This is a genomic window from Collimonas sp. OK607, assembly GCF_900111995.1.
Taxonomy (GTDB): Bacteria; Pseudomonadota; Gammaproteobacteria; order Burkholderiales; family Burkholderiaceae_D; genus Collimonas.
On record NZ_FOKF01000004.1, the window covers coordinates 127,957 to 149,342 of the forward strand.

At 57.1% G+C, this 21,386-nt stretch carries 20 protein-coding genes; 8 read left to right on the forward strand and 12 right to left on the reverse strand.

Going from position 1 to position 21,386, the window contains the following annotated elements; genetic code table 11:
• Window positions 1-39: 39 nt before the first annotated feature.
• A complete protein-coding gene (locus BM029_RS04795) occupies window positions 40-900 on the reverse strand; it encodes a LysR family transcriptional regulator (protein WP_092433122.1) in 861 nt (286 codons plus the stop codon).
• A gap of 130 nt (window positions 901-1,030) precedes the next feature.
• Between BM029_RS04795 and BM029_RS04800 the strand changes: the two genes are divergently transcribed.
• A complete protein-coding gene (locus tag BM029_RS04800) occupies window positions 1,031-1,471 on the forward strand; it encodes a multidrug/biocide efflux PACE transporter (RefSeq protein ID WP_092433123.1) in 441 nt (146 codons plus the stop codon).
• Window positions 1,472-1,531: 60 nt separating this feature from the next.
• On the opposite strand, the gene BM029_RS04805 is transcribed toward BM029_RS04800, so the two are convergent.
• The 7 genes from BM029_RS04805 to BM029_RS04835 all read right to left on the reverse strand — a co-directional run bounded on the left by BM029_RS04805 (window position 1,532) and on the right by BM029_RS04835 (window position 6,897).
• The gene (locus BM029_RS04805; RefSeq protein WP_170850980.1) at window positions 1,532-1,789 is read right to left on the reverse strand and encodes a DUF1488 family protein; all 258 of its coding nucleotides are present in this window, start codon (window positions 1,787-1,789) and stop codon (window positions 1,532-1,534) included.
• 357 nt (window positions 1,790-2,146) lie between these two features.
• The gene (locus BM029_RS04810) at window positions 2,147-3,202 is read right to left on the reverse strand and encodes an adenosine deaminase (RefSeq protein ID WP_092433126.1); all 1,056 of its coding nucleotides are present in this window, start codon (window positions 3,200-3,202) and stop codon (window positions 2,147-2,149) included.
• A gap of 103 nt (window positions 3,203-3,305) precedes the next feature.
• Window positions 3,306-4,034, reverse strand: a complete 729-nt coding sequence (locus BM029_RS04815; protein WP_092433127.1) for an amino acid ABC transporter ATP-binding protein — start codon at window positions 4,032-4,034, stop codon at window positions 3,306-3,308.
• Window positions 4,015-4,671, reverse strand: a complete 657-nt coding sequence (locus tag BM029_RS04820) for an amino acid ABC transporter permease (protein WP_092433129.1) — start codon at window positions 4,669-4,671, stop codon at window positions 4,015-4,017. The genes BM029_RS04815 and BM029_RS04820 overlap by 20 nt, the downstream gene beginning before the upstream one ends.
• Window positions 4,668-5,348, reverse strand: coding sequence for an amino acid ABC transporter permease (locus tag BM029_RS04825; protein ID WP_092433131.1), 681 nt, complete (start codon window positions 5,346-5,348; stop codon window positions 4,668-4,670). Before BM029_RS04825 ends, BM029_RS04820 begins: the two co-directional genes overlap by 4 nt.
• Before the next feature lie 36 nt (window positions 5,349-5,384).
• Window positions 5,385-6,164 carry a transporter substrate-binding domain-containing protein gene (locus BM029_RS04830; protein WP_092433132.1) on the reverse strand — a complete coding sequence of 260 codons (780 nt, stop codon included), beginning with the start codon at window positions 6,162-6,164 and terminating at the stop codon, window positions 5,385-5,387.
• Window position 6,165: 1 nt separating this feature from the next.
• Window positions 6,166-6,897 (reverse strand): GntR family transcriptional regulator, encoded by a 732-nt coding sequence (locus tag BM029_RS04835; RefSeq protein ID WP_092433134.1) that lies wholly within the window; start codon window positions 6,895-6,897, stop codon window positions 6,166-6,168.
• Window positions 6,898-7,149: 252 nt separating this feature from the next.
• Here BM029_RS04835 and BM029_RS04840 point away from each other — a divergent pair, with 252 nt between their 5' ends.
• The gene (locus BM029_RS04840) at window positions 7,150-7,629 is read left to right on the forward strand and encodes a GNAT family N-acetyltransferase (RefSeq protein ID WP_092433135.1); all 480 of its coding nucleotides are present in this window, start codon (window positions 7,150-7,152) and stop codon (window positions 7,627-7,629) included.
• Window positions 7,630-7,869: 240 nt separating this feature from the next.
• Here the strand turns inward: BM029_RS04840 and ppc are convergent, their stop codons facing one another.
• The gene (gene ppc, locus BM029_RS04845; protein ID WP_092433137.1) at window positions 7,870-10,740 is read right to left on the reverse strand and encodes a phosphoenolpyruvate carboxylase; all 2,871 of its coding nucleotides are present in this window, start codon (window positions 10,738-10,740) and stop codon (window positions 7,870-7,872) included.
• Between the two features lie 265 nt (window positions 10,741-11,005).
• Between ppc and hemC the strand changes: the two genes are divergently transcribed.
• The 5 genes from hemC (at window position 11,006) to BM029_RS04870 (ending at window position 16,747) form a co-directional block, all read left to right on the forward strand.
• Complete coding sequence (hemC, locus tag BM029_RS04850) at window positions 11,006-11,947, forward strand: hydroxymethylbilane synthase (RefSeq protein ID WP_092433138.1); 942 nt, start codon at window positions 11,006-11,008, stop codon at window positions 11,945-11,947.
• 78 nt (window positions 11,948-12,025) lie between these two features.
• Window positions 12,026-12,817: a uroporphyrinogen-III synthase gene (locus tag BM029_RS04855; protein ID WP_170850981.1), complete on the forward strand. Its 792-nt coding sequence runs from the start codon at window positions 12,026-12,028 to the stop codon at window positions 12,815-12,817.
• Window positions 12,814-14,022 carry a uroporphyrinogen-III C-methyltransferase gene (locus BM029_RS04860; protein ID WP_092433142.1) on the forward strand — a complete coding sequence of 403 codons (1,209 nt, stop codon included), beginning with the start codon at window positions 12,814-12,816 and terminating at the stop codon, window positions 14,020-14,022. Before BM029_RS04855 ends, BM029_RS04860 begins: the two co-directional genes overlap by 4 nt.
• Window positions 14,023-14,026: 4 nt before the next feature.
• Window positions 14,027-15,223: a heme biosynthesis protein HemY gene (locus BM029_RS04865; RefSeq protein ID WP_092433145.1), complete on the forward strand. Its 1,197-nt coding sequence runs from the start codon at window positions 14,027-14,029 to the stop codon at window positions 15,221-15,223.
• 201 nt (window positions 15,224-15,424) lie between these two features.
• Window positions 15,425-16,747 carry a hemolysin family protein gene (locus BM029_RS04870; protein WP_092433147.1) on the forward strand — a complete coding sequence of 441 codons (1,323 nt, stop codon included), beginning with the start codon at window positions 15,425-15,427 and terminating at the stop codon, window positions 16,745-16,747.
• Between the two features lie 62 nt (window positions 16,748-16,809).
• On the opposite strand, the gene BM029_RS04875 is transcribed toward BM029_RS04870, so the two are convergent.
• The 3 genes from BM029_RS04875 to BM029_RS04885 form a co-directional block, all read right to left on the reverse strand.
• Window positions 16,810-17,664: a hypothetical protein gene (locus BM029_RS04875; RefSeq protein WP_092433149.1), complete on the reverse strand. Its 855-nt coding sequence runs from the start codon at window positions 17,662-17,664 to the stop codon at window positions 16,810-16,812.
• Window positions 17,665-17,857: 193 nt separating this feature from the next.
• Window positions 17,858-18,640, reverse strand: a complete 783-nt coding sequence (locus BM029_RS04880; RefSeq protein WP_092433151.1) for a 3-hydroxybutyrate dehydrogenase — start codon at window positions 18,638-18,640, stop codon at window positions 17,858-17,860.
• Between the two features lie 50 nt (window positions 18,641-18,690).
• Window positions 18,691-19,431: an acetoacetate decarboxylase gene (locus tag BM029_RS04885; protein ID WP_092433153.1), complete on the reverse strand. Its 741-nt coding sequence runs from the start codon at window positions 19,429-19,431 to the stop codon at window positions 18,691-18,693.
• 562 nt (window positions 19,432-19,993) lie between these two features.
• On the opposite strand from BM029_RS04885, the gene BM029_RS04890 reads away from it, so the two are divergent.
• Window positions 19,994-21,322, forward strand: coding sequence for a dicarboxylate/amino acid:cation symporter (locus tag BM029_RS04890; protein ID WP_092433155.1), 1,329 nt, complete (start codon window positions 19,994-19,996; stop codon window positions 21,320-21,322).
• Window positions 21,323-21,386: the final 64 nt, after the last annotated feature.

Consider the following 21,386-nt stretch of genomic DNA (forward strand, 5'->3'; position numbering starts at 1 on the left):
TGTGGTCGATATGCCGTGCATACGCTGCAAATCACCCGCTCATCGCGCCATCAAGGTATCCAGCAGCCAGCTGCCGGCCGGTCCCAATCCACGCTGCCGCGACCAGACCGCATCGACCTGTATGCTTTTCGGCCAGCCGCGCACCTTCAACTCGAGCAAGCTGTTGGCGGCAAAGCGCTTGGCCATCCAGTGTGGCAACTCGGCCCAGCCGAAGCCCAGTTCCGTCATTTCCAACAACAGCAGATAACTGGACGCAGTCCAGCATTTGCCGCGCCGGCGTTGCACGACATCGTCGGCGTAGGTACTCAGGCGCAGCTCGCGCGCGCCATGCAGCATCTCGGTGGAGATATGTTTTGCCCGCGCCAGCGGATGCTGTTTGCCGACGTACAAACCGATTGCCGAACGATCCGGGACCGATTCAAAACCGATATCCGGCGCGTAGTCCGGCTGTGCCGCCACCAGCCCGAGATTGGCGCGTCCTTCCTGCACCAGAGAGACCACATCGTTGTGCTCCGCAATCATGCATTCCAGCTCCAGTTCGGGATAGCGCTGTTCGAAACTGGTGAGGATATGCTCGAAGCGGTCCGACTGGTAAGTATCCGATAACACCAAAGTCAATTGCGGTTCCAGTCCGCCGGCCAACCGGTGGGCCGATCGTTCAAGCCGGTCGGTGGCCTCCATCACCTGTTGCGCATGTACGAGCATCGCCCGGCCTTGTTCGGTCAGCGTCGGGCGGCGGGTGCTGCGATCGAACAGGGGCAGTCCGAGATCGATTTCCAGGTTGGCAATCGCTTCGCTGACGGTGGATTGCTGTTTGCCGAGTTTGCGTGCTGCCGCCGAAAACGAGCCTTGCGTAGCGGCTTCGACAAACATGAATAGCGTTTCCAGGGAGTGGCGCATGCGTGCTGGTTCCTGTGTATGTCTCAAACAATCGGTTTATCCGATGATTATTACTTTTATAGTATCAGGAAAATCGAAGAAAATAACCTCATCGACTTCATCAACCAATTTTGAAGTAATGGGAGGCAATATGAATACGCAAAAAACCTGGACCGAGCGCGCTACTCACGCACTGATTTTTGAAGTGTTGGCAGTCTCAATGACTGCACCGGTATTAGCCTGGGTATTGAAGGTACCGATGGCGCACGCGGGTTTGCTGACGCTGATGATTTCGCTAGTGGCGATGATCTGGAACATGATTTTCAACAGCCTGTTCGACCGCATCGAGCGCCATTGGCGACTGGTCCGCACCATGGCCATGCGAGTCGTGCACGCCACCGCATTTGAAGCCGGCCTGGTAGCAATCGTCGTGCCGCTGGTGGCATGGTGGCTGAACATGAGCTTGCTCGATGCACTGATTCTCGACATCGGTTTGCTGCTCTTTTTCCTGCCTTACACCTTCGTCTTCAACCTGGCATACGACAAGCTGCGCGCAGCGTTGTTGAAGAAGCGTGCGTTTGCCGACACGTGATAATGCATCGCATGCGCAGGCCGCATACGATGCATTAGTGAAATCAGGTCAGTCCAGGAATTATTGGAAATAACCGCTGCCGATAACCAGCGGTTTGCCGATAATGCCGGCGCCGATCAAGCGCCGCGCAACGCCTTCGATTTTTGTCTGGAATGCCCGATAAGTGACGAGCAAGTCGAGTTTAGGGTCTTTCGAATGCGACAGATCTGAGAGTGTGGTTGCTGGCACCAGGCACTGATACTGTTGAAATTCGACCGTCACCGAAAACAGAATGCCGGCGTTGGTCAGGCGAGGTGCAGCAAGTACGTTGTCCATCATGGTCTCCACGATAATACGGTTGCGCAGAGTCAGACGGGATCGATAGGGCAGGCTATCTGGCTGCTTATCCATGTTGCACGGAAACTGTCCGGCTGGCAAGGACATTACAGCTTTTAGGGCGTTTGGTGAGATTCGTTATATGCCTGCCGAATATCAGGTATTCGAACTCTAAAGCATACAAGTAGAAGTCGCATCGCTATAGTTACGCCTGTCTCCTCCAACACCTCCTAGGTTTGGATTCAGCCCGCAACCGCAAGGTCTGCGGGTTTTTTTTTGTCTGCCGGGTTTCAGGCGTAAAAAACCGCCGGACCTGTGTGGTGCGGCGGCTTGCGGGCAGTGCTGAAATGGGCCGTAAGGCTAGTGCGCCATGCAGTAGCCATCCAGCTCCAGCAACAGTTGCTGCTTTGCTGCAGCAGGCAAAAATGTCGCCTCAAAAGCATTCCGCGCCAGCATCACCAATTCGGTGCGGCTCAGGCGCAGCGCGGCCGCCACTGCCAGGAAATTGGCGTTCATGTAGCCGCCGAAGTAGGCCGGATCGTCAGAATTCACGGTAACCGCCAGGCCGGCATGCAGCATGCGCGCCAGGTTGTGGTTGCGCATGTCATCGACCACGCATAACTTGAGGTTGGACAGCGGACAAACAGTCAGCGGAATGCGTTGCTGCGCCAGTCGTTTCATCAAGGCCGGATCTTCTTCGCTGCGCACGCCATGATCGATACGTTCCACATGCAGCACATCGAGTGCGGCCTCAACGTATTGCGGCGGGCCTTCTTCGCCGGCGTGGGCAACCAGGTGAAAACCGAGTTCGCGGCAACGCGCGAAGACCCGTGCAAATTTTTCCGGGGGATTGCCGCGTTCTGCGGAATCCAGGCCTATGCCGATCCACAGGTCACGATATTGCGCACGCAAGGGCAGAGCTTCGTCCAAGGTCGCGAAGGCATCTTCTTCCGATAAATGGCGCAGGAACGACATGATCATGGCGCTGCTAAAGCCGTACTTATCGCGCGCTTCACGCAAGGCGCGGGCGATCCCTGCAAATACTACATCGATGCCGATACCGCGTTCGGTATGGGTTTGCGGATCGAAGAAAATTTCCGAATGGCGCACGTTGTCGGCGCGCGAACGGACGATGTATGCCATCGTCATATCGTAAAAGTCCTGTTCGGTCTGCAATACGGCAGCGCCAGCATAGTACAGGTCGAGAAACGATTGCAGATCGGTGAAGGCGTAAGCGGCGCGCAGTTCTTCGACCGAGGCGTACGGCAGTTTGACATTGTTGCGTTGGGCCAGCGAGAACAGCAGTTCAGGTTCCAGCGTGCCTTCAATATGCAGGTGCAATTCCGCCTTCGGCAAGCCTTCGATGAAGGAGATCAGATCGGCAGCGAGTGGCGGGGTAGTGCTGATTGAATTCATGTGTACTTCCACAGTTAACAGTAGCAAATCAGGAGCTAATCCGCAATTTTACAGAATTGCGGATCAGCTCACCCGGTTTGCCAGTTTCAGCGTTGATTGAAGCTTAGTGCGAGGCGCCCAGGAACTGTTGCAGTTCGACCGTTTTCGGGTTCGCAAAAATCTCCTCCGGCGCGCCGATTTCATGCACCTTTCCCTGATGCATGAAGACTACGCGATCGCAGACCTCACGCGCAAAGCGCATTTCGTGTGTCACCATCAGCAGCGTCATGCCTTCCTCCGCCAGCCCGCGCACCACCGCCAATACTTCGTTTACCAGTTCAGGATCAAGTGCAGAAGTAATCTCATCGCACAGCAAGGCCTGCGGCTGCATCGTCAGCGCACGTGCAATCGCCACCCGCTGCTGCTGGCCGCCGGACAACTGATCGGGATAAGCGTCGAATTTTTCAGCAAGGCCGACCCGCGCCAGATTTTCCTGCGCCGATTTGCGAGCCTCGCTCTCCGACGTTCCCTTGACGATCATCGGCGACAGCATCACATTGCGGCCCACAGTCAGGTGCGGAAACAGATTGAATTGCTGGAAGATCATGCCGACCTTGAGGCGCAGCGCCCGCAATTCCAGCTCGGTCTTGCCCAGATGCGATCCGGCGACGCTGATATTGCCCTCGTCGATACTTTCCAGGCCGTTGATACAGCGCAGCAGGGTACTCTTGCCGGAGCCGCTTTTGCCGATGATGGCAATCACTTCACCGGCTTCGACATCGAGCCGGATGCCTTTCAGCACCTGGTTATCGCCGAAACTTTTCTTTACGTTATCAATGGCGATGAGTGGCATTGAATTTCCTTTCCAGAGACTGACTGTATTTGGACAATGGCCAGCACAACGCAAAATACATCAGCGCCACCAGGGCATACACGGTGAACGGCTGAAACGTAGCGTTGGTGATCATGGTGCCGGCTTTCGACAGTTCAACGAAGCCGATGATGGAGGTGACCGCTGTACCTTTGACGATTTGTACGCTGAAACCAACGGTAGGCGGAATCGCGATACGCAAGGCCTGGGGCAGAATCACATGACGCATTTGCTGCATGTAGCTCATGGCCAGGCAAGACGATGCTTCCCATTGGCCGCGCGGAACGGCGTCAACGCAGCCGCGCCAGATTTCGGCCAGATAGGCGCTGCTCCAGCAAGTCAGCGCCAGGCCGGCGGCAAGCCAGGCGGGCACTTCCAGGCCAAACAAAGCCAGGCCGAAAAAGGCGAGGAACAATTGCATTAGCAAGGGTGTGCCTTGGAACAGTTCGATATACATTTTGGTGAGACGGCGCAGCCAGGCCTGCTTCGAGCTTCGCAAGAACAAGATGACCAGTCCCAGCAGCCCGCCCAAGGCAAACGACGCCAGCGACAGCAATACGGTCCAGCGCATTGCCAGCAACAGGTTGCGGACGATGTCCCAGGTCGAAAAGGAAATCATGCGGCCTCCCTGGCTACAGGCCGGCCAAACAACCGGTCACCAATCAATCGCAGCAATTGCCGCAAGCCGATCGCCAGTACCAGATAGATGGCAGTCGACAGCAGATATGATTCAAACGAACGGAAGTTACGGCCCTGGATGAAGTTGGCCGCATACGCCAGTTCTTCCACCGCAATTTGCGAACACACGGCCGAACCCAGCATCACAATCACCACCTGGCTAGACAGGGCCGGCCAGATTTTTTGCAAGGCCGGCGGTAAGATGATATGGCGGAATATCTGCATCCTGGTCATTGCCAGGCTCAATCCGGCTTCGATCTGGCCGCGGGCAACGGCGGCGATGCCGGCGCGGATGATTTCGCAGCTGTAGGCGCCCAGATTAATCACCATGGCCAGTATTGCCGCCTCCATCTCGCTGATTTGCAAGCCTATCCCCGGCAAACCGAAGAAAATGAAAAACAGCTGGATCAGGAACGGCGTGTTGCGGATTAATTCCACGTAGGCACTGACCAGCGGCCGCAACCAGCGCGGCCCCTGGGTACGGGCCCAGGCGCCGAAGATGCCGACCGCTATTCCGAGCACGCCGCCGATCGCGATCAGCTCGATTGTCACCAGCACGCCCTTGATGAGGACGGCTGGATAGTCGAACGGCGCCAGAAAATCGAAGTGATAACTCATGTCTTGCCTAAGGCTGGTGACGGTGGCAAGTTGCGCTTACAGATTGGCCGGCAAAGGCAGGCCCAGCCACTTCACGCTTACCGCATTCAATTCGCCATCCTTCTTGGTTTGCGCCAGGATCTCATTGACCTTGGCCAGCAATTTCGGTTCGTCCTTGTTGAGGCCGATCGAGCAAGGCGAGTTCTTGATCAGGAATTTTGTTTCCGGTTTCTTCGGCGGATTCTTGGCGATGATCGCGGCGGCCACTACGTTGCCGGTTGCGACCAGTTGCACCTGGCCCGACAAGAACGCGCTGATGGTGCCGTTATTGTCTTCGTAGCGTTTGATGGTGGTGCTGGCAGGAGCGATCTTGGACAGTTCCAGGTCTTCCACGGCGCCACGGGTCACGCCCACGGTTTTGCCGGCCAAATCGGCTGCACTGCCGACCTTTTGATCGGCGCCGCCGAATACGCCGTTATAGAAAGGCGCGTAGGCGTCGCTGAAGGCGATGACTTTTTCGCGTTCCGGATTTTTGCCGAGGCTGGAAATGATCAGGTCGACTTTCTTGGTTTGCAGGTAAGGCACGCGATTGGCGCTGGTAACCGGGACCAGTTCGATCTTGACGCCTAGTTTTTTAGCAATCAAGGTAGCGACATCGATATCCAGGCCCTGCGGCTTGAGATCGCTGGTGACCGAGCCGAACGGCGGGAAGTCTTGCGGCACGGCGACTTTCAGTACACCGCTCTTGACAATATCGTCGAGCGCATCGGCCCGTGCGGTGCTGCTGAAGAGGGCAGTGGCGGCAACCATGGCAAACAAAATCTTTGGAAATTTCATCTTAAAACTCCTTTAGCTGAGGTGATATTGCAAATGACGGCTTGTCGAGATTATCTCTAAGTGGCGCTAGTGCTTGCCGTAGCGGTGACAGCGGATCGCTGCGCAGCGATTGATCCAGGCCCGCTTCGACGTTGCATAAATGGGTGTGCATCAGTTGTTCTGCCTGCTCCAGGTCGCCGCTTTCCAGCGCCGCGACGATGCCGACGTGTTCGGCACAGGATTGCCGGGCATGGTGTGACGACTGGTACTGCATGGCGGTCAGGGTGGTGCGGGTAGTGAGATCGCGCAAGGTGTCGGCCAGCAAAATGTTGCCAAACGATTCACACAGGCAGACATGGAAATCGCCTAGCAGGAAGCTGCGGTTGGCGACATCTTCGCCTTCCAGCGAGGCTTGTTCACGCTCGACGTGCTGGCGCAGCTTGCGGATGGCATCCGCGCCAATCGGCCGCGCATGCCGTAGCAGTCCCAGTTCCAGAACCCGGCGCGCCTCGAAGGCGTCGCGCGCATCCTCCGGCGTGGGTTCAATCACGTACCAGCCGCGGCGGGCGCTGACGGTGACAATGCCGCGCGTCACCAGGCGGGTTAGCGCCTCGCGAATCTGGGTCCGGCTGACGCCAAACAATTCTGCCAGTTGCTGTTCGCCCAAGCGGGTGCCGGGCGCGAGTTTACGCGCCAGCATTGCCTCGGTAATCCGTTCGGCGATCTGGGTTGACGATTTGGCGGTAGCAGTCATGCGTTGGTATCTGCAAGTCGCATGCCAGCCGATATCAGGTGATATTCCGGGCTGATGCACCAATCTGATATACAAGATTGATGTATCAGTTCACCAAATTGGCGAGTGCTGCCAAGAATTGTCACTAAAGTCCCTAAAAAGGGGAGTGTCTGATCTTTTTTTGCAGGCGGGAAACTTTACGTGAGGTTGATATAAAATCGATGCGGGAGATGCATCAACCAATCTCCGCCAATTTAAGCCAGGATCAGGAACATGACTCAGATAGTGAACGCCGACTTGTCCAACGCGCGCCATGCCAGTGCGATTGTGGAACTCTTGAATGGCTATGCGATGGATGCCATGGGCGGTGGGCAGCAGCTCGCCGATTTTGTCAAAAGCAATTTGATCGCGGCGCTGAGCAAAAGAAACGATGTCCATGTGGTGCTGGCTTTTGTGGATGATGCGCCCGCAGGCGTAGCGATCTGCATCGAAGGATTTTCGACTTTTGCCTGTCAGCCGCTGCTGAATATCCATGATCTGGCGGTTGCCGAGAAGTTTCGCGGGCAGGGCATCTCGAAGAAATTGATCGCGCAGGTTGAACAGGTAGCGCTTGGGCTGGGCTGCTGCAAGATTACACTGGAGGTGCTGGAAGGTAACCAGCGCGCCAAGGCTCTGTACAAATCAACCGGGTTTGCCGGCTATGAACTGGATCCGGCAATGGGCAAGGCGATGTTGTTGCAGAAGAAGCTGTAAGGGCTTTTTACACTCTACGCCACAAGCAAAGCGAACTAACTGGGGTCAGAGTGAACTTTCGGCAGGCCTTACCGCCGAAACTTCACTCTGACCCCACCTAGTGGACCACGGAGCAAGAGCAGTAAAACAAAAAGAAATAAACCTGCGATAAGTAAATTACCTCTCTCCGAAGCCGTGATGTGGGGTCAGAGTCAAGTTTCGCGATAAAGCCTGCGAAAGTTGACTTACCCCAGATCACTATCAGCCGGTATTGCGCAGACCCGCAGCAATCCCGTTGATACTCAAATGGATCCCGCGTTTCACCCGTTCCTCGGTAGTCCGCCCCGCCGCGGTCACGCTGCGGTGGCGCTTGATCAGTTCTACCTGCAAGTGATTCAGCGGGTCCAGGTAGGCGAAGCGGTTCTTGATCGACCGTGCCAGAAGAGGATTGCCAGACAAGCGGTCCTTGGCGCCGGTAATCGCCGACAAGATGCTGCTGGTACGCTCATGTTCATCGACGATGCGCTTGAAGATGCTGTTGCGCAGCTTGCGGTCGGTGACCAGCCCGGCATAGCGCGAAGCCACCGCTAGGTCGGTTTTCGACAGCACCATGTCCATGTTCGACAGCAGGGTAGCGAAGAACGGCCATTCCTTGTACATGGCGCGCAGCGTCGCCAGTTTCTGGGTTTTGAGCTTGCTGTCCTTGCCTTCTTCCAGCCAGCTTTCGATCGCGCTGCCGAAGCCATACCAGCCCGGTAACAGCAGGCGGCACTGGCCCCAGGAAAAGCCCCACGGGATCGCGCGCAAATCTTCGATGCGGCGGGTCGCTTTGCGTGAGGCAGGGCGCGAACCGATGTTCAGTTCGGCGATCTCGGCAATCGGCGTCGCTGCAAAGAAGTAGTCGGTGAAACCGGGTGTTTCATAAACCAGGTTGCGATACGACTGGTAAGCGCGCTCGGACAAGCCATCCATCAATTGCTCGAATTCACCCAGCTTTTTAGCTTGCTTGCTGTCGGCATTATTCGGCATCAGGCTGGCTTCCAGCGTTGCTGCTACCAGCAACTCCAGATTGCGGCGGCCGATTTCCGGATTGGAAAACTTGGAGGCGATGATCTCGCCTTGCTCGGTCAGGCGGATCTGGCCGTTGACGGTGCCCGGCGGTTGCGCCAGGATCGCCTGGTAGCTCGGACCGCCGCCACGGCCGACGGTGCCGCCGCGGCCATGGAACAGGCGCAGCTTGACGCTGGCGCGATCGAACACGCGTACCAGCTGGATCTCGGCCTTGTACAGTTCCCAGTTGGAAGTCAGGAAGCCGCCATCTTTGTTGGAATCGGAATAACCCAGCATGACTTCCTGCAGCTGGCCTTGTTTGGCGATCAGGCGCGCCACCGGCGGCAATGCCATGAATTGCTCCATGATCGCGGCAGCGCGGCGCAGGTCGGGAATGGTTTCGAACAGCGGAATCACCATCACTTCCGGCGCCTCAGATACGGTGGCTTTACCCTTTCCGCTATCAGGGCGCAGCAGGCCGGTTTCCTGTTGCAGCAACAAGACTTCCAGCAGGTCGGACACGGTCTCCGTGTGCGAAATGATGTAATTGCGGATCGACCGTGTGCCGTAGCGTTGCCGCATTTCGCCGGCGGCGCGCAGGATCGACAGTTCCGACACGGTCTCGTCGGAGTACGCGATATACGGCGAATACAGCAGGCGCGGTTTAGCCAGTTCGGCCAGCAGCAGTTCGATCTTCTGTTCTTCGCTCAGTTTGTCGTAAGCACCTTCTACCTGGGCTTGGGCAAACAGCTCGGTCAGCACCCGCTCATGGACATCGGAACTCTGACGCATGTCGAGCGAGGCCAGGTGAAAGCCGAAAATCTCGGAGGCGCGCTTGAGCGTTGCCAGACGCGGTTTGATCAAGGCGCTGCCGTGATGGGCGCGCAGTGAATCTTCGACGATCTGCAATTCCCGGGTAAATTCCTGCGGAGCCGCATAGTGGGCAGCGGCGCCGACTTCCTGGCGCAAGATGTTGGTGGCGCCCAGTTCGCGTGCGGTCGATGCCAGCCGTGCGTAGATCCCGATCAGGGCGCGGCGATAAGGCTCGTCAGAGCGATGGTCCGAGGTGTCAGGCGAGTTTTCCGCCAGAACCAGCAGTTCCTGGTTAACGCTGACCATCAAGGTCGATACCGACAACTCCGCGCCCAAGGCGTGTACTTCTTCCAGGTAGAAATCGAAAATCGTGGTCGATTGCCGTGTCAGCGCGCGCTGCATGGTGCTGGCGTTGACGTTGGGATTGCCGTCGCGGTCGCCGCCGATCCAGCTGCCCATCTGCACGAATGGCGCCAGTTCGGCGCTGGCGCCGGCGCTGCTCTGGCGGCCGCGAGTCGGGAACTGGGTGGCGATTTCGCCTTCGATGTCGTCGTACAGCGCCGGCAGCTCGCGCAGGAAGGTGATGCGGTAGTACGACAGCGCGTTTTCGATTTCATCAGCGACAGTCAGTTTGGTATAGCGCAGCATGCGGGTTTGCCACAAGGTAGCGATACGGCCGCGCAGCAGTTCAGTGTTGTCGCGCAGTTCCTTGGCGGTCAGCGGACGGTCGCGGTCAGCCAGCAGGCGGGCAATCTCACGCTCTGCATCCAGGATACTCTTGCGTTGCACTTCGGTCGGATGGGCAGTCAGGACCGGCGAAATCAAGGCGTCTTTCAAGAAACTACGCACGGTAGCGCCCGATACACCGGCGTCATCCAGTTTGCTCAGCGCATGGGCAACGCTGCCAGGCTGCGCAGCCGATCCGGCCAGCAGATGGGCGCGGCGGCGGCGATTGTGATGCTGGTCTTCAGCGATATTGGCCAGGTGCGAAAAATAAGAAAACGCGCGCACCACCGAATTGGTCTGGTCGCGCGTCAGTTTCTTGAGCAGCTTGTCGAGATCGGCGCCGGCTTGCGGATCCGATTCGCGGCGGAAGCGCACCGCGGTTTGGCGGATGGTTTCTACTACTTCAAATACCGAATCGCCCTCTTGTTCGCGCAGCACATCGCCCAGCAAGCGGCCCAGCAGACGAATATCTTCTTTGAGTGGAGCATCTTTGTTGGGGGCGGTTTTTTTTACCTGGACAGCAGAATTCAATTGTTTTGCCATAATGGACGAGTGCAATCAGCTTTTCTGGGGTGGGAACGAAGGGCTTGTAACTGGTTAAACGCGCTCTATATATAATTCGATATAGAGAGTACAACTGAGACAGCAGGGAGCGCATGCTAAAATCCGGCGCAAAAATTACGTGTGTTACGCGTTTTTGATAACACGCGCTAGCGGCTAATGATTGGCGATTAGATAACTCTGCTCTATTCTGACTGCGTTGCTGCATTTGCTATCTGCTCTATATAGCTAAAATTTGAAAGAACCTGTGGCTAAAATATCCTCCCCATCCAAGTTAGTGATTGCATCGCGTGAAAGCCGGCTGGCCATGTGGCAAGCGGAACACGTGCGCGCGCGGTTATCTGCATTATATCCAGAATGTAATATAGAAATCCTCGGAATGACCACCCGCGGCGATCAAATTCTTGATCGGACCTTATCCAAGGTTGGTGGCAAGGGCTTGTTCGTCAAGGAATTGGAAGTAGCGATGGAGGAAGGCCGCGCCGACCTCGCGGTGCATTCGCTCAAGGACATGCCGATGGAACTGCCGCCCGGCTTTGCGCTAAGCGCTGTCCTGGAGCGTGAAGATCCGCGCGACGCTTTCGTTTCAAACGACTACGCCAGCCTGGAGCAATTGCCTGCGGGCGCCATCGTCGGCACCAGCAGCCTGCGGCGCCAGGCCTTGATCGCGGCGCGCTTTCCCTTATTGCAGATCAAGCCTTTGCGCGGCAATCTCGATACCCGCCTGGGCAAGCTGGATCGTGGCGAATATGCCGCCATCATCCTGGCCGCCGCCGGCCTCAAGCGGCTCGGCCTGGCAGCGCGCATCAAAGCCCTGATCGAGCCGGAGCAGAGTTTGCCGGCGCCAGGGCAGGGCGCAATGGCGATCGAGATCCGCGCCGACCGTGCCGATCTGCACGAAATACTCGCACCCTTGAATCATTTGCCGACAGAGCTGGCGGTGACTGCAGAGCGTACCTTGTCGCGGGCCTTCGGCGGCAGTTGCCAGATTCCACTGGCGGCGTTTGCCACCATCAGCGGCGACCAGATGCGTTTGCGGGCGATGATCGCTACGCCGGACGGCCTGCGGGTGGCGATTGCCGACGCCAGCGGTGCGGCCGATGCGCCTGAGGTGCTGGGAGAACAGATCGCGGCAGCGCTGGAAGCGCAAGACGCAGGGGCCATTCTGGCGTTGTGCAAGGACGCCTAGTGCCAGTGTTATTGTTACAGCGGTTACAGCGAAGCGATTTTGCCGATTTTTCCTTTTGCCGACAGGTAGATGGTTGTCATGCAACCTAGCCCACCCTCACTTCTGCATCCGATTGTCATCACCAGGCCGGCGGCGCAAGCCGGGGCGCTGGCGCAGCAGATCGCGGCACGCGGCCGGCAGCCCCTGATTTTCCCCTTGCTGGAAATCCTGCCGCTGAGCGACAGTGCGCCTTTGCAAGCCGTCCTGAGCAAACTCGATACCTACGCATTGGTGGTGTTTGTCAGCCCGAATGCGATCGACGCCGCGTTCCAGCATATTGCCAGCTGGCCGCTGCAGGTTCCCATCGGGATTGTCGGCGAGGGTAGCCGGGCGGCGTTGGCGCGGCATGGCCTGACGGCGCATAACACCACCATTTTCAGCCCGCCCGATCCGGCCAAGACCGATTCCGAGGGATTGTTGCTGGCGCTCGACCTGAACGCCTTGCGCGGCCGCCAAGTGTTACTGGTGCGCGGCGAAAGCGGCCGCGAATTCTTTGCCGACAACTTGCTTGCGGCTGGTATCAAAGTGCAGGCCGTAGCGGCATATCGGCGCCAGGCGCCAGTCCTCGATGAAGCCTTGAAAGCACGTCTGCAACAACTGCTGGATACTGAAAATGACTGGATACTGACCAGTTCGGAAGCACTCAGGCACCTGATGGACCTGGTGCAAGCGCTTGAAAGCAGCACCGGTGTTGCAAAAATCCAACAGCAGAAACTCCTTGTCCCGCATGCCCGCATTGCCGAAACAGCACATGCGCTTGGATTTACCGATGTGACTCTCACCGGCTCAGGCGACGAACGGCTACTCGACGCGTTACAATTCCCGCTATGAACGAATCGATACCCACTCCAGAATCGAACCAGCCTGCTGGTCCTGCCGTCAGTGCGACGTCGCCATCGTCAGCCGCGCAACCTGTGCTGCAACCTTATGTTATCGACAAGGGCAAGAGCTCAAAGCGGGGCCTTGGCCTGGTCTACGGCATATTGCTGTTGCTGGCCTTGGCGTTGGCAGCGCAATGGTGGGTGATGCACACCGAGAACAACAAGCTGCGCCAGGAAATAGCGCGCCGCCTGCAAGTCGGCGACAGCACCAATACCGAGACCAAGGTGCTGGTCAAGTCGGTGCAGGATGAGTCGAAGGAATTGCAGGGCAAGGTCAGCGTGCTGGAAAGCAAGCAAGTCGAAGCGCAAAGCCAGCAACTGGCGCTCGAGCAGTTATACAAGGATTTGTCCCGCAATAGCGACGATTGGACCCTGGCCCAGGTAGAAGACGTGCTGTCGACTGCCAGCCAGCAATTGCAACTGGCCGGCAACGTCCAGGGTGCGCTGATCGCGCTGCAGAACGCCGACAAAAATCTGTCGCGCTCCGACAAGCCGCAATTCATCATCGTGCGCCGCGCCATCGCCAGCGATATCGAAAAACTGAAAGCCTTGCCGACGCTGGATGTCACCGGCATCGCGGTACGGCTTGACAGCATCATCGGCCAGATCGACAGCATGCCGCTGTTGTCCGATGAAAAGCCGATCGTCGGCGTCAGCAAGCCGAATAATCAGGCTGTCAACCCGGCTGTCGTCAGCAGCAAGCCAAAAGCCGCCGGTGTTGGCAATGCCGGCAATGTCGCCAAGTCGCAAGCTGCGGCCGATGCCGCGGTGACTGACTGGAAGAACAGCTTGAAGGATAAATGGCAAAGCTGGAGCAGCGAGATGTGGACTGAAATCAGCCAGCTGATCAGGGTCCGTACTGTCGATACGCCTGAGGCCTTGCTGTTGTCGCCAACCCAGGCTTACTACGCCCGGGAGAACCTGAAGCTGCGTTTGCTTAACGCCCGCCTTGGCCTGCTGTCGCGTAACGAATCGGCATTCCGCAGCGACCTGATTGCCGCTCAGGAAACCATCACCAAGTATTTCGACACGCGCGCCAAGCAGACCCAGACCGTACAGACGCTGCTGAAGCAAGTCCAAAGCAGCAATCTCTCGATCACCATGCCGGCGCTGGATAGTCCAGCGGCGATCCGTACTTACAAAGGCAAGCCATAGTCCTATGCGATTCTTTCTCCGGCTTGTTGCTCTGTTTGCGGTCGCCATCGGCCTGGCTGTGGTGGCGCGTTACAACCCCGGTAATGTGGTGCTGTTTTTCCCGCCATACCGGATTGACCTGTCACTGAATTTTTTCGTCGTAGCGCTGGCGATTCTATTCATCATCTTATACGTGATGATCCGGGCGATCCGGGTCACCCAGAAATTGCCTGCGCGCGTGATCGGTTATCGCCGCAATAAACGTGAAACCACCGCCAACAACGCCTTGCGCGATTCTCTCAAGTCCTTGTTCGAGGGCCGTTTCGGCCAGGCCGAAAAAGCCGCCACCCGCGCCGCCGAACTGCCCGACAACCTGGGCGTGGCAGCTTTGATCGGCGCCCGTGCTGCGCATCGCATGGGGCAACCCGAGCGGCGCGATATCTGGCTGGCCAGCATCGAAGAGGACGAGCCGCTGAAAACGGCGCGGCTGATTACGACGCTGGATCTGCTGGTGGATGAACACAAGTCGCAGGCGGCGCTGCAAACCGTCAATGAACTGAACGCCCGCGGCACGCGCCATATCCACGCCTTGCGGCTGGCCTTGAAAGCCAACCAGCAAGCCAAGAACTGGCCGGAAGTGTTGCGTCTGGTACGCAACCTGGACAAGCACGACGCCTTGCATCCAGCCTTGTCGACGCGCTTGCGTGAACTGTCTTACGACGGTTTGCTGTCGGACGATGCCCACGATGCTGAATCGATTACCCGCTTGTGGGCTACGGTGCCGAGCGAAGACCGGATCAAGCCGTTCATCGCCATGCGTGCCGCCAACGCATTCAACAAATGCGGTTTGCATGCCGAAGCCCGCGCCATCGTCGAGAAATCCCTGGCAACAGAGTGGGACCAGCGTTTGTTGCCGGTCTACCGCGATGCTGCCGCGGCTGAAGCTACGCCTGCGTTGCTGTCGCAAATCGAGCATTGCGAACGTTGGGCAATCAAGGCGCCGAACGATGCCGAGCTGGCATTGACCCTGGGCAGCTTCTGCTTCAAGCAAAAATTATGGGGCAAAGCCCAGCGTCATCTGGAGCAGGCCTTGTCGGACTCGGTGGCGCCAGCCACGGTGCGTGAAGCGCATCTGAAACTGGGGCAATTACATGAGGCGATTGACCAGCAAGCATTGGCAGCAGAGCACTATCGCCAGTGTGCGCTGGCGACCGCGCTGTAGGCGATAAATTCCGCTGTTGCGGTCTGAATCCCTGAAACGGGGCAGAGTTTTACGCAATTTCATGGCGTAAAGCTCTGCCCCGTTTTTTTTGCACGGTGTTGTTTTCCGCAACCCCGGAAGACGGTCGATTCGTCGTGATTTTGTCGAAAACGCAATCGTCCCCTATACTTGTCATCCGTCGTTACCCATGAAAGAGATTCATTGAACAACCTGTTATTGGTTTTCGCAGCATTATTTCTGGTAGCACTCAACGGTTTTTTTGTTGCTGCCGAATTCGGTCTAGTCAAATTACGCCAGACCCGTATTCGCGCCATCGCCAAGACGCAAGGCCTGCGCGGCCGCATTCTGGCGACAGTGCACCATCAGCTGGACGCCTATCTGTCCGCCTGCCAACTCGGTATTACGCTCGCCTCGCTGGGACTGGGCTGGATCGGTGAACCGGCATTTGCCAGCTTGCTGCAGCCGGTGTTCGGCTGGGTCGGCATCAGTTCACCGGAACTGATCCACGGTATTTCGTTTTTCTTCGCTTTCTTCCTGATTTCATTCCTGCACATCGTGATAGGCGAACTCGCGCCCAAGACCGTCGCGATACGCAATCCCGAAGTAATAGGGCTGTGGTGCGCCTTGCCCTTGTACGGTTTTTACTGGGCCATGTATCCGGCCATCTGGGTGCTCAACGCCAGCGCCAACTGGATCTTGCGCATGGCAGGGCTGGGTGGCGTTCACGGCCATGATGCGCAGTATTCGGCAGACGAACTGAAGTTGATTTTGCGCGGTAGTCACGCCGGTGAAAAATTCAACCGTGAAGAATGGAAAGTGCTGGCGCAGTCACTCGATTTCAGCGAACTCGAGGTATCCGACCTGATGCGGCCCATCAATGAGATCACCGCCTTGCATCAGTCGCGCAGCCTGAAGGAAAACCTGGAAACCATCTACCGCCACCGCTTTAGCCGCTATCCCTACTTTGACCAGAGCGGCATCAATGTACTGGGCGTGATCCATCTCAAGGATTTGTTTATCGCCCAACAGGAAGGCAAGTCGATCGAGAGCCTGAGTGCTTATTTACGACCGGTGGAATATGTCTCGCCGCGCATGGCGGCATTGGAACTGTTCCGCCGCTTCCGCACCGGCGCGCCGCATTTTGCCATCATCGGCAAAAAGGGTAGCATGCCGGAGGGGTTTATCACGCTCGATAATTTACTGGGCGCGATGGTGGGGGAGATCCGCGATGAATTCCGGCGCAACGACAATGAGTGGAGTCGCCTGGATGATGGCACCCTGCTGGGCAAGGGTAGCCTGCCCATCTTCAGCCTGGAACGGATACTCGGCATCGACGTTGTGATTGACGGCGATGAAGATGTCGACTCGGTTGGCGGCCTGATCATGGCCAAGCTCGGCGATCTGCCGCATGAAGGGCAGAAAATCGAATTCGACGGGTTCGATATCGTGGTCAAGAAAATGAACGGGCCGCGGATTGTGCTGGTCAAGGTGTATCCGGCGCAACGCGCGGCCGATACCGAATAGACGCGACACCGGTAGTTGCTGGCGACGGCTATTGGTATACACGCCGCCGTTAGCAGCCGACTTTAAGGGAAAATCGCCCCCAACCGCACTGACCAGCTTGCCATCGGCGTGCCGGACCAGACATTACGGTTAAACAGGTAGAGCCGCTGGCTGCGCAACTTGCTCGGCCACGGTTGTTCGTCGAGCGACAAGCCCAGGCTGGGCTGGCATTCCGGACGCGGGAAGCGGCCGTCGTGATCCAGGACGTCCCGCATGCGTTTGGCCTCGCCGTCCATGTGAAACGCTGTCGGCACTACTTCATCGACCGGCAGATCCGCAAGCCAGGCATCCCCCACGCACCATGACGCTAACGCTGTGATCGACAACGCCACGTTGGCGGGCAGGGCGTCGCGGCTGCGTTTGACTACATCGGCCAGGAACGGCTTCTGGCTATGCATGACTTCGAAATCAAGTTGCACTACCTGGCTCGGGCTGCGTGTCGCTGCGGCGACCACGGCGTTGACGATAGTCCGTTTTTGCCTTTCGTTCAGGGTCGGTTTATGCGCGCCGCGAGCCATCTCGATATGGACGATAGTGACAACCGGCGCTTTTTGCTGCAAACGGTTTTGGGCGTACCACGCCGGCGGTAGTTTCAACGATTGCTGACGGCGCCGGACGCTGGCGCTGCCATCGCGCAGCAGGACCGTGGTGTCGAGCACCGCGACCCCCATCCGCTGATCCTGGATTGAGGGCGCCGGACTGTCTGCTGCGCCTTTGCCTTGCCTGGCGCTGCCGTCGATCCAGGTGCGAACGTCGTCGGGCCGTTCTCCTACCCACAGCATCAGCGGCGGCAAAGCGGATAACGCTGCCTGGCGGCTGGCAAACGCTGACGATTCCTCAGCCGCGACAGGTTTGGGCGGCGCGGTTTTTGCGAGCAAATTGGCGCTGCCTAACAGCAGTAACGCGCATGACAAGCTATGCAGAAATCGACGCGGACGACGCCGGGCTGGCTGTGACGGATAATAAATTGTACTCAAAATGGCTTCTCGAATTGAGTGCGGCTGCGGTCGACAGGACGGCAGCCGCGATCTCTTACTGCATGAACTCATTGTATTAACTTATTGCACGAACTTACTGCATGAACCAACCATGGCTGACCACTATCGATTGCCCGGTCAGCGCGTTGGATTCGAAGCCGCCGAGGAAAATTGCGGTTTGCGCCACATCGTGGGTGGTGGTGAACTCGCCGTCCACGGTGTCTTTCAACATCACGTTCTTGACTACTTCGTCTTCGGTAATGCCGAGTTCCTTGGCTTGTTCCGGAATCTGCTTTTCCACCAGCGGAGTGCGGACGAAACCAGGGCAGATGACGTTGGCGCGAATCTTGTTTTTCGCGCCTTCTTTGGCGACCACCTTGGCCAGGCCGATCAAGCCGTGCTTGGCGGTGACGTACGGCGCTTTCAGCGGCGAGGCTTCATGCGAGTGTACCGATCCCATGTAAATGATCGAGCCGCCGTTGCCTTTCTTGATCATTTCGCGCATCGCTGCACGGGTAGTCAGGTAAGCGCCATCGAGATGGATCGCCAGCATTTTTTTCCAGTTGTCCAGGGTCGAGTCGACGATCGGGGCGATGATCTGGATCCCGGCGTTGCTGATCAGGACGTCGATGCTGCCATAGGCGGCGACAGTATCGGCGATGCCTTTGTCGACCTGGGCTTCGTCGGTGACGTTCATGGCGACCGCCATCGCGATGCCGCCGGACTGGGTGATCTCGTTGGCGGTGGCAGTGGCGGCGTCGAGTTGCAGGTCAGCGATCACGACCTTGGCGCCGGCGCGTGCGTATTCGATGGCGATTTCCTTGCCGATGCCGCTGGCGGAACCGGTAATCAGTGCAACTTTATCTTTGAGTGACATGGCATTCCTTTATTTGCGTGATGATTTACGTGACGTTGGTTGGCTTAGGGTTACTTGGCCAGATAATCATAGGCGACCGTGCCCAGGGGCAAGGTCAGGTCAGACAAAATGTGTACTGCAGATAATACTTCCAGCACCGGCAGATCGGCGACGGGCGCTAACGCATGCGCGTGCAGGTCAAGTGCGCCAGGGCCGCTCCAGGCGCCTTTGACGGTGATGTCGGTCAAGCTGTACTGTACCAGTTCGCAGATGCGCGGTGTGCCGTCGACATGCGGAATGATTTTGAGCAAGAAAGCCGGCGTTTCCAGCGATTTCTTGATCGCTGCATTATCGAGCGTCTTGTGCTTGTATCCCATGGTGCCGGTGGCGACCCGGAAGTCGCTGTAATCTAGCGTGCCCATCAGGGTATCGGTATGCACGCGCAACTCCGGGTTGCCGAGTTTTTTCGGAAAACCCCATAGTTCGCGGCCGCCGGCAATCGGCGGATGGTCATTCAGAAACATGCTGTGGACATAACCGCCAGCCACGCCATCGAGCGTCACCGGAATGACTTGCCCCGATTCGCAGTAATGCCCAAAGCCGGTGGAATCCGGCATTTTGATAAATTCAAACTTGACGATCGGCTCGACGAATTGCAGCGGCGCAGGAATGATTTTCTTGAGCGCTTCCGGATCGGTACGGTAGGTGATGATCAGGAATTCGCGATTGATGAAACGATAAGGGCCCGGCGGAAAAGCGGGATTGTGGATAGGCATCGCAAAGGCGTTGTTGCGGACATCGTTTTCAGTCATGGATCTTCCTTGTTATGAAAAGACTTGCTGGTGGCCTGGCCTGTTTGAGACAAACACAACAGGGGAAAGGTTGCCATTGCTTTCCGATGTTTTGTGTAAAACGGTTGTTTAGCCTCTCGGACAAGATGTGTAATTGCAAATAAAGCAATGTAAAAAATTGGGAAACGCCATTCAGAATACGCAAGCATTATGACAAGCGCATCTCAGGAAATCTTGCAGGGTAAATATCTCATGCGGGAATTTACTTGCGGCGAAATACAGAACAGAATGTATTCGTATGCAAATCTGCCAATTCAAAAGATTGCGGCAGATGCTTCTTGATGATGATTGCATAAAATGCAATTTTATGTCGGTGAATGTAAATAACTTGAGTGGTGGTAGCGTTATCAGCTAAAGTGGCGCACTTTTTTCAGTTTTTCCTGTTTCGGTATTCAGGGAGGTTTACCGGATCGATGGGTAGGGAAAAGGAAGCAGTAGGATCAGCGCAGGCCGTGCAGTGTCATGTTTGCAGGCGGCCAGCAGCGATATTCTAAAAAAAGCGTAATCTAATCGGAGAGAACATATGGCAAAACCAGCGCTTTACAAATCACTCTATGTACAGGTATTGACCGCCATCGTGATCGGCGTCGTGCTTGGACATCTGTACCCGGAAACCGGGGCGGCAATGAAACCGCTCGGCGACGGCTTCATCAAATTGATCAAGATGATCATTGCGCCGGTGATTTTCTGCACCGTGGTAATCGGCATCGCCGGCATGGAAGACATGAAGAAAGTCGGCAAGACCGGCGGCCTGGCTTTGCTGTATTTTGAAATCATGAGTACCGTGGCTTTGATTCTCGGCCTGGTGGTGGTCAACGTCTGGCATCCGGGCACCGGCATGCACGTCGACCTGAGTGCGCTCGACACTAAGAGCATTGCTGCCTATACCGGTCCGGGCAAGATGGAGTCAGCCAGCGACTTCCTGTTCCACATCATTCCAAGCAGTTTTGTCGATGCTTTTGCCAAGAACGAGATCCTGCAAGTATTGCTGATCGCGATACTGTTCGGTTTTGCGCTGCATAAGTTCGGCGGTCGCGGCACGCTGGTGTTTGATTTTGTCGAAAAATTCTCGCATGTGCTGTTCGGCATGGTCGGCCTGATCATGAAAGTCGCACCTATCGGCGCTTTTGGCGCGATGGCTTTCACTATCGGTAAATACGGCCTCGGCTCGTTGCTGTCGCTGGGCCAGCTGATGGGCGCGTTTTACCTGACCTGCCTGTTGTTCATTTTCGGCGTACTGGGAGTAGTCGCCAGGGTGCACGGTTTCAGCGTCTGGAAATTCGTCAAATACATCAAGGAAGAATTACTGATCGTACTCGGTACTTCGTCGTCGGAATCGGTGCTGCCGCGCCTGATGGGCAAGATGGAAAACCTGGGCGCCAAGAAATCGGTGGTCGGCCTGGTGATTCCAACCGGCTACTCGTTCAACCTGGACGGCACGTCGATCTACCTGACCATGGCTGCAGTATTTATCGCCCAGGCGACCGATACGCCGATGACGCTGGTGCAGCAACTGACCTTGCTGGCAGTCCTGCTGCTGACTTCCAAAGGCGCCGCGGGCGTTACCGGCAGCGGCTTCATCGTTCTTGCGGCGACCTTGTCGGCGGTCGGCCATGTGCCGGTTGCAGGCCTGGCGTTGATCCTGGGTATCGACCGTTTCATGTCGGAAGCACGCGCCTTGACCAACACCATCGGTAATGGCGTGGCGACTATCGTCGTGGCGAAATGGACCGGCGAGCTGGATGAAGAGCAGTTGCATCGCCAGCTGGATGGCAAAGCGATCGATTCCGAGCAGGAACTGGCGGCACGCGAAGCGGCGCTGGCGGAGGCTGACCAGCGCAGTCATTCCTAAGTTTGCCTGCGGGGGGATTCCCCTGCATTGAAAAAAAACGGTTGCTATGCACCAGGCTTAAGTT

What these genes read in the sequence shown, in the direction of transcription:
- BM029_RS04795 (WP_092433122.1), bottom strand. Translation starts at nt 900, where the DNA reads ATGCGCCACTCCCTGGAAACGCTATTCATGTTTGTCGAAGCCGCTACG.
- BM029_RS04855 (WP_170850981.1), top strand. Translation starts at nt 12,026, where the DNA reads ATGCAACCTAGCCCACCCTCACTTCTGCATCCGATTGTCATCACCAGG.
- BM029_RS04840 (WP_092433135.1), top strand. Translation starts at nt 7,150, where the DNA reads ATGACTCAGATAGTGAACGCCGACTTGTCCAACGCGCGCCATGCCAGT.
- BM029_RS04810 (WP_092433126.1), bottom strand. Translation starts at nt 3,202, where the DNA reads ATGAATTCAATCAGCACTACCCCGCCACTCGCTGCCGATCTGATCTCC.
- BM029_RS04805 (WP_170850980.1), bottom strand. Translation starts at nt 1,789, where the DNA reads ATGATGGACAACGTACTTGCTGCACCTCGCCTGACCAACGCCGGCATT.
- BM029_RS04800 (WP_092433123.1), top strand. Translation starts at nt 1,031, where the DNA reads ATGAATACGCAAAAAACCTGGACCGAGCGCGCTACTCACGCACTGATT.
- BM029_RS04830 (WP_092433132.1), bottom strand. Translation starts at nt 6,164, where the DNA reads ATGAAATTTCCAAAGATTTTGTTTGCCATGGTTGCCGCCACTGCCCTC.
- BM029_RS04825 (WP_092433131.1), bottom strand. Translation starts at nt 5,348, where the DNA reads ATGAGTTATCACTTCGATTTTCTGGCGCCGTTCGACTATCCAGCCGTC.
- BM029_RS04835 (WP_092433134.1), bottom strand. Translation starts at nt 6,897, where the DNA reads ATGACTGCTACCGCCAAATCGTCAACCCAGATCGCCGAACGGATTACC.
- BM029_RS04815 (WP_092433127.1), bottom strand. Translation starts at nt 4,034, where the DNA reads ATGCCACTCATCGCCATTGATAACGTAAAGAAAAGTTTCGGCGATAAC.
- ppc (WP_092433137.1), bottom strand. Translation starts at nt 10,740, where the DNA reads ATGGCAAAACAATTGAATTCTGCTGTCCAGGTAAAAAAAACCGCCCCC.
- BM029_RS04880 (WP_092433151.1), bottom strand. Translation starts at nt 18,640, where the DNA reads ATGTCACTCAAAGATAAAGTTGCACTGATTACCGGTTCCGCCAGCGGC.
- BM029_RS04820 (WP_092433129.1), bottom strand. Translation starts at nt 4,671, where the DNA reads ATGATTTCCTTTTCGACCTGGGACATCGTCCGCAACCTGTTGCTGGCA.
- BM029_RS04885 (WP_092433153.1), bottom strand. Translation starts at nt 19,431, where the DNA reads ATGACTGAAAACGATGTCCGCAACAACGCCTTTGCGATGCCTATCCAC.
- BM029_RS04860 (WP_092433142.1), top strand. Translation starts at nt 12,814, where the DNA reads ATGAACGAATCGATACCCACTCCAGAATCGAACCAGCCTGCTGGTCCT.
- BM029_RS04890 (WP_092433155.1), top strand. Translation starts at nt 19,994, where the DNA reads ATGGCAAAACCAGCGCTTTACAAATCACTCTATGTACAGGTATTGACC.
- BM029_RS04865 (WP_092433145.1), top strand. Translation starts at nt 14,027, where the DNA reads ATGCGATTCTTTCTCCGGCTTGTTGCTCTGTTTGCGGTCGCCATCGGC.